The organism is Mycoplasmopsis pulmonis, from assembly GCF_900660575.1.
Lineage (GTDB): Bacteria > Bacillota_I > Bacilli_A > Mycoplasmatales > Metamycoplasmataceae > Mycoplasmopsis_B > Mycoplasmopsis_B pulmonis.
Genome location: NZ_LR215008.1, coordinates 919573 through 932324, shown reverse-complemented (window position 1 = coordinate 932324; position 12752 = coordinate 919573). Strand labels below are relative to the sequence as shown.

General features: G+C 27.6%; 10 protein-coding genes. All 10 read left to right on the top strand.

From position 1 onward, the window contains the following. Nucleotides 1-245: 245 nt before the first annotated feature. Nucleotides 246-1442 carry an NADH-dependent flavin oxidoreductase gene (locus EXC36_RS03870; RefSeq protein ID WP_010925572.1) on the top strand — a complete coding sequence of 399 codons (1197 nt, stop codon included), beginning with the start codon at nucleotides 246-248 and terminating at the stop codon, nucleotides 1440-1442. Nucleotides 1443-1539: 97 nt separating this feature from the next. After that, nucleotides 1540-2886 carry an asparagine--tRNA ligase gene (asnS, locus tag EXC36_RS03865; protein WP_041364261.1) on the top strand — a complete coding sequence of 449 codons (1347 nt, stop codon included), beginning with the start codon at nucleotides 1540-1542 and terminating at the stop codon, nucleotides 2884-2886. A gap of 2 nt (nucleotides 2887-2888) precedes the next feature. Continuing rightward, on the top strand, nucleotides 2889-3899 hold the full coding sequence (locus EXC36_RS03860; RefSeq protein WP_129690511.1) for a glycosyltransferase: 1011 nt from the start codon (nucleotides 2889-2891) through the stop codon (nucleotides 3897-3899). 1 nt (nucleotide 3900) lies between these two features. Continuing rightward, nucleotides 3901-4530 carry an RDD family protein gene (locus EXC36_RS03855; protein ID WP_010925569.1) on the top strand — a complete coding sequence of 210 codons (630 nt, stop codon included), beginning with the start codon at nucleotides 3901-3903 and terminating at the stop codon, nucleotides 4528-4530. Between the two features lies 1 nt (nucleotide 4531). Beyond that, complete coding sequence (locus tag EXC36_RS03850) at nucleotides 4532-6715, top strand: ATP-dependent helicase (protein ID WP_129690509.1); 2184 nt, start codon at nucleotides 4532-4534, stop codon at nucleotides 6713-6715. A gap of 22 nt (nucleotides 6716-6737) precedes the next feature. Next, complete coding sequence (locus EXC36_RS03845) at nucleotides 6738-8336, top strand: MHO_4530 family protein (protein ID WP_010925567.1); 1599 nt, start codon at nucleotides 6738-6740, stop codon at nucleotides 8334-8336. A 51-nt stretch (nucleotides 8337-8387) separates the two neighbouring features. Beyond that, nucleotides 8388-9236, top strand: coding sequence for a DegV family protein (locus EXC36_RS03840; protein WP_010925566.1), 849 nt, complete (start codon nucleotides 8388-8390; stop codon nucleotides 9234-9236). A gap of 278 nt (nucleotides 9237-9514) precedes the next feature. Beyond that, nucleotides 9515-10621: a pyruvate dehydrogenase (acetyl-transferring) E1 component subunit alpha gene (pdhA, locus tag EXC36_RS03830; RefSeq protein ID WP_010925564.1), complete on the top strand. Its 1107-nt coding sequence runs from the start codon at nucleotides 9515-9517 to the stop codon at nucleotides 10619-10621. Then, nucleotides 10621-11619, top strand: a complete 999-nt coding sequence (locus EXC36_RS03825) for an alpha-ketoacid dehydrogenase subunit beta (protein WP_010925563.1) — start codon at nucleotides 10621-10623, stop codon at nucleotides 11617-11619. The genes pdhA and EXC36_RS03825 overlap by 1 nt, the downstream gene beginning before the upstream one ends. A 184-nt stretch (nucleotides 11620-11803) precedes the next feature. Continuing rightward, on the top strand, nucleotides 11804-12751 hold the full coding sequence (locus EXC36_RS03820) for a 2-oxo acid dehydrogenase subunit E2 (RefSeq protein WP_010925562.1): 948 nt from the start codon (nucleotides 11804-11806) through the stop codon (nucleotides 12749-12751). The last annotated feature ends 1 nt before the right edge of the window (nucleotide 12752 follow it).

The following is a 12752-nucleotide window of genomic DNA, read 5'->3' as shown; positions in this document are numbered from 1 at the left end:
CTTAAAAAAACTATAAAAAGTTGATCTTGATTTTTATTCTTATTTATGTAAAAAACAAGATCAACTTTTGATTTATTTAATTTTAAATTTTAGCTTTAAAAAATATAAAATTAAAATTAGTGTTTTGTAAAAGAGATTAAAAATAAAAAAACAAACTTTAAAAAAATGCCTATGATAAGAAAAGAAAATTTTAGTCATTTTTTAAAAGTAAATAGAGCACTTTAAATATTATTTTTTAGGAAAATATGGATAAAAAAGAATTATTAAAAAACAAATTATTTCAGCCACTTAAAATTAAAAATTTTGTTTTAAAAAATAGATTTGTTTTAGCACCTATGGCACTTAATACATCAACTGATGATGGAATAATTACTGATGATGATTTAGCTTATGCCCAAAGAAGAAGCCATAGTGCACCTATGGCTATAACTGGAGGAACTTACATCAACAAATATGCCCAGCTTTTTGAAAACGGTTTTGCAAATGATCGTGATGAAGTTTTACCTGGACTAACCCAGATGGCAAAAGTCATGAAAAAAGATGGTAACTTAGCTATTTTACAAATTGCTCATTCATGAAGGTTTTCAATTGCTAGTTTAATAAGATATAAAAAAGTTTATGGCCCTAGTGCAGGAGTTTTTTTAACTCCTTTTGAACATGAAGTAACAGAGCTTACAATTGAAGAAATTGAAGGCATTATTCAAGACTTTGAAAATGCAGTTTTAAGAGCTATAAAAGCAGGTTTTGATGGGGTGGAAATTGCCTCTGCTCAAAGACTTTTGCAACAAGCTTTTTTTTCTAAATATTCAAATCAAAGAAAAGATAAATATGGAAATCAAAGTCTAGAGTCTAGAGCACTTTTGACAATGCAAGTTTTACATAGAGTTCAAGATGTAATTAAAAAACATGCTCACAAAGATTTTATTTTAGGCTTTAGAGCAACCCCTGAAGAGACAATTGGTGAAATCATTGGATACTCTGTTGAAGAGTTTAATTGGCTTATGGATAAAATCTTGGATGAAATTGATATTTCATATCTTTCTCTTGCAAGCTGAGGAAAAAATATCTACAAAACCAAAGTTAGAACCAAAGGTAAATTTTATAATCAGCTAATAAACAAAGTTGTTTATGAGCATATAAATGGACGAGTTCCTGTTATAGCAAATGGAGGAATTAACTCATTAGAAAGTGCCATTGAAGCTATTGAACATGTAGATTTAGTTGGCCTTTCAACAGTTTTTGTAGTTGAGCCTGAATTTGTTCAAAAGTTAATGGAAAAAAAGGAAAACCAAATTAACTTAGATATTACAAAAGCAAACTTAGAGGATTTAAAAATTCCTCCTTATGCTTTTAAAAACATTGCTTATTTTTTTGATTTTGGACAAAACCTTCCAGAATCTACAAGTGAAGTTTTAAAAGAAAATAGCCAAAAAAAAGACTAGTTTTTTAAGTTGTTTTTGGCACAATTTAAACCCATAGTTTACAATGCTATGGTTTTTATGTTAAAATTTTAAAGTAATATATTAACTTGAGGTGAAAATGTTAGTTAAACAAATCTATGAAAATGCAAAAGAGTTAGACAAATCCAAAATTAAGATTAAAGGATGAGTTGTAACTTCAAGAGGAAATAAAAAAATCCAATTTATAGAGTTAAATGACGGAAGTAGTGTATTACATTTGCAACTAGTTTTAAAATCTGAGAAAATGGATTTAAATGACATTCATTTTAAAACTGGAAGTTCTATTAAAGCTGAAGGAATTTTAAACTACACCCCAAAAGCTGAGCAAAGTGTAGAATTAATTGTAGATAAAATATCTTTACTAGCTCAAAGTGATGAAGATTTTCCAATTCAAACTAAAAAAACCACACTTGAGTTTTTAAGAACAATTCCACACCTAAGACATAGATCAAATACTATAAAAGCTGTAATGTTGGTGAGATCATCAATATCTTTTTTTATTCATGAATATTTTCAAAAAAACGATTTTTCATTGGTTGCAGCTCCAATAATTACAAGTAATGATGGTGAAGGAGCTGGTGAAACCTTTATAGTTGATTCAGAAGATAAAGAACCTTTTTTTGGAAACAATGTTAAAGCAACCCTTGGAGTAACAGGCCAGCTTCATGCTGAAGCTTATGCTTTAGGTCTACAAAAAGTTTATACTTTTGCACCAACTTTTAGAGCTGAAAACTCCAATACCAAAAAGCATGCTGCTGAATTTTGAATGGTTGAGCCTGAAGTGGCTTTTTTTACGCTAAAAGAACTTATTCAAATGTCTGAAGAGATGCTTAAGTACGTAATTAAAAAAGTACTAGAAAAACGCAGAGATGAACTAGTCTTTTTAGACACACATATCAAGCCAGGATTAATTCAATCTCTTGAGGATTTTCTTGAGTCTAATTTGGAAATTATTGAGTATCGAAAAGTTATTGAGATTTTAGAAAAAAACAAAGTTTTCTTTGAAGAACAAAACATTGAATTTGGTATGGATTTAAAAACTGAGCATGAAAGATTTATTGCAGAAAAATATGCAAAAGGTCCAGTTGGAGTAATTAACTATCCTAAAAAGTTAAAAGCTTTTTATATGTATCAAAATGACGATAATGAAACAGTTGCTGCCTTTGACCTATTAGTACCTGGAATAGGTGAGCTAGTTGGAGGCTCTCAAAGAGAAAATAGATATGAAAAACTTGAACAAAGAATTCAAGAGTTAAATATTGATCAAAAAGATATCCAGTGATATTTAGATTTAAGAAAGTATGGTTATTCAGGATCAGCTGGATTTGGACTTGGACTTGAAAGATTAGTTATGTACATAACAGGAATTGATAACATTCGTGATTCAATTCCATTTCCAAGAACACCGAATAACTTGAAAATGTAACTATGAAATTATCGATAATATTGCCCTTTCAAAAAAACAAAAAAAGATCTGTTTTAAAAGCACTAATTAATGAAGACTTTCAAAGTTCAAACTTTGAAATTGTTGTTATTGTTGACAATAACATTTTTCCCAAAAATTTTAAACACTTAAACTTCTTAAAAGAAAAATATCAAGATAGAGTAAAAGTAATTTTTAATTCAAGAAATCAAGGAATTAACAAAAACATTGTTGAAGGAATAAAATATGCAAGTGGTGAATATTTTTTTGTTTTAACACAAAATAATCACATCAAAAAAAGTTTTATTTCTCAACTACTTTATCTTATTAATAAATTTGATAGTGACATTATAGAATTTAGGATGAAAACAAGAGGTTTAATTGATTTTGAACCTAAGCAAAGAATAAAAACTAAAAGCAAAGTTTCCATTGAAGAAAAACCAGAAATTTTAGCTTTTTCTTTCCCTCTTTTATTCAATAAAATTTTTAAAAAATCTATTTTTGATGAAATTGACAAGAACAAAGTTTTAAAACTTTATAATACAAAATTTTCAGTTGAACTTTTATATTTTGCTTTCTTTTATGCAAAAACATATGTTTATGTAAACACCGAAATTATTGAAGAACACATAGATAAAAATGATTTGTTTTCTCCGACTATGTTTTACAAAGAATGAAAAAACATTTTAGATTTTTATCAAAAAAATGAAAGTCCCTTTTTATCTGAATTATTTTATTCATACTTTTATTTCTTTTTAGTTTATTCAACGGGAATTTTAGCTAACTTAAAAGAGGGTAAAATTAGAAACTTGATAAATGTAATGGAAAACAAATCAATAAATAATTCAGTGGCACTAAAAAAGCTAACTAAGGTTATTGATAATATATTAAAAAAAGATAAATCTAACTTCAAGTCAACTAATAAATATATGATGTTAAAAAATCAAGAGACTCAAATGATGTTGAATCCTTTGAAAGAATCTGATTGAGAAAAAATTTTGCATCTACTAGAATAAAATGTTAAAGAATAAAACTGTAAATTTTTGACCTAGATTACTAATTACTTTTGTTGAAATATTGGTGTTTTTTTTAATTGCATATTTATCATCTTTAGTCATTATAAAAGAAGAAGATACTTATGAGCAAACTAGAGTATATGTATTCTTTTTATTAATTATTTTTTATTTAGCACTTTACTATCTAGTTATTCCCATTTTTTTCAAAGGACAGCCACCCTTACTGGTCATATTTAAAATAAAAATTGATTTTACTAAAGCCAAACAAAATTTATTTAAAAAAATATTTTTAAGAAATATTATGGTTATTTATTTACTTGTTATTTTTGTATTAATGATGTTTGTTTTAGATGCAAAATTACTTTTTCAAATAACTAATAAAAATTCAAATTTATCTAAGATAGATTTAATAAAAATATATTTTATTCATGCATTATCTTATTCTTGATTTTTACTTTTATTTGCAAACACTTTTTCACTAGTTATTTCAAAAACTAAAACTACTTTTATAGATAAAATCTCCTCTTCAAAGTTAGTTTGAAAAAATAAATTTGAAGAGGAAAAACAAAATGAGCAAGTAATTTTTGTAGTTGAAAAAAGAATTAGACAAAACTATATTTGAAAGGATTAAAATGATTGAACACAAACTATTAGCTGATTTAAATATTGCACAAAAGCAAGCTGTTTTAGTAATGCCTAAAACATTGCAAATAGTTGCAGGAGCTGGTACAGGAAAAACAAAAGTTTTAACCAGAAAAATGTCTTATCTAATTGAAGTTGAACAAGTTAATCCTTTCAAAATTTTAGCAGTTACTTTTACAAATAAAGCAGCTAAAGAAATGAGGGAAAGAGCCTCTGCTCATATAAATGAAAATACTAAAAATCTACAAATTTATACTTTTTATAATTTGTGTAATTTAATCTTAAAAGAAGATATTCACCATTTAGGTTATTCAAAAACATTTTCAATTCTTGATGTAAAAGATATAGACAATATTTTGTCTCTTCTTTATGCAAAACATGATTTAGATAATTTAGATTTAGCCTATAGAACAATGAGAGCTTATTTCAAAAAAAGAAAGCTCTCTGATTTTGTTACTAACTGAGAGATTTTTGATAGAAAAGAAATTGATGAAGATATTATGGAAAAAATGGATTTAGTCTATCAAAGTTACATTGAATATACTAAAGAAAATAACTTTGTTGATTTTGAAGATCTTCTACTTTTAGTCAATCACCTTTTTGAAACAAATCCTAAAGTTAGAAAAAAATGAGAGTCAAAATTTGAATATGTTTTAGTTGACGAGTTTCAAGATACTTCACCTTTACAATATGAAATTTTAAAGGTAATAGCAAAGAACGCTTATTTAACAATAGTAGGAGATCCTGATCAAACAATTTTTTGGTGACATGGAGCTGATATAAATATATTTTTAAACTTTGAAAAAGACTTTCCTGAATCAATGAAAATTAAACTTGAACAAAACTATCGTTCAACAAAAAAAATTCTTGATGCAGCAAATAAATTAATAGCTAAAAATAAAAGAAGATTAACTAAAAACCTTTTTACTGAAAAAGAAGAAGGTGAAGCCATTGAATTCAATCATGCTTTCAATATTGATGCTGAAGCAAGATGAGTTGTAACTAAAATTAACATGTTGAAAAAACAAAAAGTTCAACTTAAAAACATAGTTATCTTATATCGCTCTTCGCATGTTTCAAGAGCTTTAGAACAACAACTTGTTAAAGAAAATATAAATCACCAAATTGTTAATGGTACAAAGTTTTTTGAAAAAAAAGAAATTAAAAATCTTATTTACTTTTTAAAGACAATTTACTCAGCAAATACACTTGCTTTTTATAACACTTTACTTTTTTTTGTTAGATCTTTGGCTAAAAAAGATTTAGATGAAGTTTTACATCAAGCAGCTGCTGCAAAACTAAGTTTATACAAATATATTATTACTAGAATCAAAACTGAAAATTTAGGTTTAAGTGCTAAAACAAGAAAAGAAACTATTTCCTTATTAAAAACAATTGTAAAATTTAAAAAGCTTCTAAAAAATGAAAAACATGAAGCAAACTATTCTTGAATTTTTGATGCATTTTTAAAAGAAGTTAAATTTTATGATTTGATTAACTATGATCGTGATGATGAAAATGCCATTCAAGATAATGTTTATGAATTTTTAACACTTCTACAAAAATGGCAAGAAGAAAATCCAAGTTCTGAGCTTTCTAAATTTTTTGAAGATATAGCCTTATATTCAAATAGAATAGATGAATCAGCTGGAAATAATTTCATCTCACTTATGACAATACACAATGCTAAAGGCTTAGAATTTGACTATGTTTTTATCATTGGTTTAAACGAAAATATTTTACCTTCAGCTAAAGCTCTTTATTCAAAAGATGGTTCTATAAACTATGACAAACTTGAAGAAGAAAGAAGAATAGCCTATGTAGCTCTTACAAGGGCAAAAACAAAAGTTTTTATCTCAGATGCTCGTGGTATTGATCCTTATTCAAAAGAGCCTAAAAAGACATCAAGATTTTTAACTGAAATGGGAATATCTCTTGAAGATCATGTTCAAGAGATAAATTCAATAACTAACATTACTCAAGAAATACAGTCAGGTCATCACTCTCTTATTGTTGGTGATTTTATTTCGCACTCTAGTTTTGGTGAAGGAGAGCTTTTAGAAATACAAGACAATGATTTTGAATCATCAATTGTTGTTAGATTTAAAAACAAAGCTGTGGGTATTAGAACAATATCTAAAACTCATGAATCAATAAGAAGAATTTTAAAATAATTAAAATAAAATAATAACAATTATGCTTTGAATTTTAATTTCCATTTATATCTTTATAGCAATAGCTATTGTCTTCATTTTTGTTAAAGAGAACAAAAAAATCAGTTTTAATATCTCTGATGGTTTTGTTCCATTTTTAATTGACTTAAAAAACAATAGAATTAAAAAAACATCACATAAAATGTTTGACTTTACTCCTAGTGTTTTGAAGAAAAACAATGACTTCCAAAAAAACTTTTGAGTTTCTTTTGATGATTTTGTAAAAAACACTCTTTTTGATAAAGATAGTAGTGACAATTTACTTAAATTTTTTTATCAATTAAAAAATGTTGATGTATATAAACAAGATGTTTTAAAAACACCAATTTTCTTAAGAGAAAAATCATCACTTAAAGATAACATTGTGCATAAGATAGTTTCGAAATTTTTTTCTCAAAATTTAACTCTTTGACTCGAAGTTCATGTTGATGAAAATAAATCATTTATTGGCTATTTTAGATGAGAGCACAATTTCTCATTTAATCAAAGGAAAAAATATAGATTTATTGAAAAAGAAGATGCTGTAAAAGTTAAGGGATCATTCAAAGCATTTATAGGGTTTTTAACAAAGCAAGAATTTAGTGATAAAACAGCTTTTTATGAAGAGTTTACTAACATTAGATTTAATGGTAAATTTTACCTTTTTGAAGATGAAGATATTACATACATAATGATTCATAGTAATAGCCATCATCAACTAAATAAAAACCTAGCCAAGTTAGTTAGAAATTTTGAATTCAATCTTAATAATTGAAGAATTAATTTTTACTATGATGCAGTTGGTGTTGTTGAAAATAACTCAATTAAATATGTTAATGATTTAGAAAATGTTATCTATAGAATGAAGTTTGTAATTTTTAAATCACTTGAGTCAAAAAAACTAGAAAAATTTATCGTAAAAACAGTTGACTTTGATGAGTATCAAAGTTTTAAAAATCAATACACAGATTTTATTTACATGCTCTTACATAATGAAGTTAAAAATTACTTAGCACATGTAAGAGTTTATGGATTAAAACATAGAAAAATTTTTGCAAATTATTATCTTCCAACTATGGAAAATTTTTCAAATTTTTGATTCAATAAATTTGTTCAAAATAAAAATTATAAAATCACAATGTTAGAAAAATATTCAACTGATTTTATAAACTCATATAAAGAAAACAAAAAAATTTTACTTGATGTTAGTGATGGTCAATTTATTAAATTAAAAGAGAGTTTCAAAAATCCAAACATCATTTTAATAGTAAATATTTTCAATATGGAACTACTTGAAAAAGTAGGTTTTACTTCATTTGAATTAAATCAAAAACAGTTTTTCAATGGAATTAAAATCCATGATTTAAATTCAAAAATTTTTGACTACATTTTAAACTATGATCCTAGAATTGTCATCATATCTAGAAACATTTCAAAAAGAATTCATGATGTAAATACTTTTATGAATCTTTGTTATTTAGTTAGAATAATTCAACTTAAAAAGATTAAATTAATCTATGAAGATATTGAAGAAAAATTAGAAGAAAATGTTATTTTAAAAGCTAATGTAAACCTTTATTATGAAACAATGCAAAACAAATAAACTTTTGAATTTTTATCAAAAGAAAAATTAAAGACAAGTATAATAGAACTTATGAAAAAACTAGGTATTATTATTGATTCATTTACTTCAATTACTGAAGATGAATTTAAAAAATTAGAAGATTTTTATTTTCTTCCTTTGCAACTTATTTTAGATGGAACAAGTTATGAAGACAACCCTTCAAATGACAGACAAAAACTATTTGACAAAATAATTCAAGCTAGTGATATAAAAACATCGCTTCCTATATCTTCAACAATTGAAAAAGCAGTTAACGAATCTTCACAAAAATACAATGATGTTTTGGTTCTACCTATTGCATCATTTTTAAGCGGAACTATTTCGGTTATAAATGTTTATGCACAAAAGCATAAAAATGTACATATTTTTGATAATCACTTTGTTGCAAATACTATTGTTGAAATTGGACTACAAGCTAAAAAAATGTATGAACAAGAAAATAAATCAATTAAAGAAATTATCACTTGACTAGAAGAGATTAACACCAAAACAATTACATTTCTTTCATTAAAAACCTTAGATTACCTAGTTAAGGGTGGAAGAATTTCAGGAGTAAAAAAATTCATTTTAACAAAGCTTAAACTTTTTCCAATTATCCAGTCTTATACAAACAATTCAATAGCTGGACTTAAAAGAACTTTTAAAAGCTCTTTAGAAAAAATTTATAACAAATTAGCTGAATTTATTGGAGGAGAAAATAACTTCAAAAATTACAACCTAAAACTAGTTCATGGACCAAGCAAAGAAATGGTTGATGGTGCAGTTGAATTTTTCAAACAAAAGGGACTTGAATTTTCAAGTATTGTTTTAGCCTCAACGGTCATTATTGCTCACACAGGACCTGATTCAATATCAATTAGTGTTGTACCAAAATATTAAAAAAATAAGCTAGCTTTTGGCTAGCTTTTGTTTTATTTTTTTGATAAGAAAATATTAATTTTAACCTTAAACTTGAAAATTTTAAAAACTTTTTTAAAATGTGGCAAAAATTTGCAAGCCTTGTGTATTTGGCCATTTTTACAATAGCAAATTATTAAATTCCCTTATAATAAAAAGGTAAATTGTTTATTCGATACATAGCGGACAAACAATTTAATTTTGGCCAATTTAATTATTTAATTTAATTAAATTTAAATATATTTATACGAAAGGAAAATATGAGTAAAAAATTCAAATATGTTGATCCTAAAAAAGTTATGGATTCTAGCGATCAACTAATTAGAGTATTGGACATTGATGGAAAATTAATTGACAGTAAATATAAAACTTCACTATCAAATGAAAAAATCATTGAAGCCTATACTTGGATGGTAAGATCTAGACAACAAGATACATATATGACACAACTTCAAAGACAAGGGAGAATGTTAACATTTGCTCCAAACTTTGGAGAGGAAGCTCTACAAGTTGCAACTTCACTTGCAATGGAAAAAGATGATTGATTCTTACCAGCGTTTAGATCAAATGCAACAATGCTACACTTAGGTGTACCAATGATTAATCAAATGGTTTACTGAAATGGAAATGAAAGAGGATCAAAAATACCTGAAGGTGTTAATGTTCTTCCAGTTAATGTTCCTATTGCTACTCAATATTCACATGCAGCTGGTGTTGCTTATGGAATGAAATTATTAGGTAAAAAGAATGTTGCTGTAACAATTATTGGTAATGGTGGAACAGCTGAAGGTGAATTCTACGAAGCTATGAACGTAAGTTCAATTCACAACTGACCAGTTGTTTTTACAGTTAACAACAACCAATGATCAATTTCAACTCCAGAACACTTAGAAACAAAAGCTACAATCGCTGCTAAAGCTCATGCTGTTGGTATTCCAGGAGTTAGAGTAGATGGAAACGACCTTCTAGCTTCATATGAAGTTATGAAAGAAGCCGTTGAATGAGCAAAAGAAGGAAACGGACCTGTTCTAGTTGAGTTCTATACATGAAGACAAGGTGTTCATACTTCAAGTGATAACCCAAGAATTTATAGAACTGAAGAAATGGAAAAAGAAAAAGAAAAATGAGAGCCAATGCACAGAATCAAAAACTACATGATTGAAAAAGGTTTTTGAACTGAAGAGCAAGATCAAAAATTATGAGAAGACTCTCTTACATTAGTTAAAGAAACTTACGAAGAATCTATGAAAATGCATGATATTCCTGTTGATGAAGTTTTTGACTACACATATGAAAAACTACCTCCATATTTAGAAAGACAAAAGGCTGAAGCCAAAGAGTGATTTGAGAAAAAAGGAGGTAAATAATGTCTGACAAATTAACTTTAAATAACATTGAAGCTTTAACTAACGCTATTGACGTAAAGATGGAAGAAGATAAAACTATTGTTCTTTATGGTCAAGATGCAGGATTTGAAGGTGGGGTTTTTAGAGCTACTGCCGGACTTCAAAAAAAATATGGTGAAGAAAGAGTTTGAGACTCTCCTATTGCCGAAGCTAGTCAAACAGGTGTTGGGGTTGGTGCTGCTATTTATGGACTAAAACCAATCGTTGAAATTCAATTCCAAGGATTTTCATATCCAGCTTTCCAACAATTAATGGTACATGCTGCTAGATATAGAAATAGATCAAGAGGAAGATTCTCAGTACCTATGGTATTAAGAATGCCTATGGGAGGTCAAGTTAGAGCTCTAGAACACCACTCTGAGGCAATCGAAGCTCTATATTCTCACATACCAGGATTAAAAGTTGTTATGCCATCTAATCCATATGACACAAAAGGATTAATGATTGCAGCTATTGAAGATCCAGATCCAGTTGTTTTCTTAGAACACAAAAGAATTTATAGATCATTTAAACAAGAAATTCCAGCTGGAAGATATACAGTTGAAATTGGTAAAGCAAACGTAATTTATGAAGGAGATGATCTTACTCTTGTAACTTACGGTGCACAAGTTCACGATACAATCAAAGCTATGGACTTACTAGATGAAGAAGGTAAAGAATACAGCATTGAATTGATTGACTTAAGAACTATTTCACCTCTTGATTCAGAGACAATTATTGAATCTTTCAAAAAAACTGGTAGATTGCTAGTTGTTCATGAAGCTGTTAGATCATTTTCAGTGTCAGCTGAAATTATGGCTAGAGTTTCAGAAGAAGCAGGAGACTACATTAAAACTCCTCTTGCAAGACTTACAGGTTGAGACATTACAGTTCCTTTAGCAAAAGGTGAACAATACCACGCTCTAAGTCCTGAAAGAATTGCAGATGCAATTAAAAAAGTAATGGAACGAGAAGAGTAATTGTTTCAATTAACTAAATAATAGAATTTAGATAAAAAAGTAGAAAGTTGTAAAAAATTTTCCACTTTTTTATTTTTATAAACTAAACTTTTAATAAAGTGTTAAAATGTTAACGCTTTTTACATTAAGTTAAAATTCATAAATTAATTCTTTTAATTAAAACAAAAATAAGAAAGGAAGAGAAATGGCACTAATTTCTCCAATTGCTAGAAGACTAGCAAAAGAAAAACAAGTTGACATATCTTTAATTAAAGGTAGTGGTCATGATGGAAAAATTTTAGAATCTGATGTTCTAAAATTTATTGCTGAACAACAAAATGCACCTAAAGCAGCTGAGCCAGCTCCAGCTCCAGCTGCCACTAGTGCAGCTCCTGCAGCTGCTCCGGCGGCAGCTGCTGCACCAGTGAGTCCTTCTAAAGAAGTTGCAAAACTAGAGGCTAGAAGAGAAAAAGTTACTACCATTAGAAAAGCTATTGCTAGAGCTATGAAAAACTCTCAAGACAATGTTGCCTACGTTAGCTTAGTTCATGAAATAGATATGACTAAATTATGAGATTTAAGAAAAAGTGTAGTTGAAAAAGTTAAAGACCTAACAGGTATTAAATTAACATTTTTACCTTTTATCTTAAAAGCTATTGCTATTGCTATAAAAGATTTCCAAATCTTTGGTGCTAAATATGATGAAAAAACTGAAGAGCTTGTCTATCCTGACACAGTTAATTTGGGTGTGGCAGTTGATACAGATCATGGTTTAATGGTTCCTGTTATTAAAAATGCACAAAGCTTAAATTTAGTTGAGTTTTCTCAAGAAATAATTAGACTAGCAAATCTTGCTAGAACAAAAACTATTAAACCAGCTGATATGTCAGGGGCTACTTTTACAATTACTAACTATGGTTCAGTTGGATCATTATTTGGAACTCCAGTTATTAACTATCCAGAACTTGCCATTGCAGGAGTTGGAGCAATTGTTGATAAAGTTTACTGAAAAAATGGAGCTGCAGTTCCTGGAAAAGTAATGTGAATTACTATAGCAGCTGACCATAGATGAATTGACGGAGCTACAATGGGTAAATTTATCTCAAAAGTTAAATCTCTACTTGAACAACCTGAAATTTTAGGAGTATTTTAAT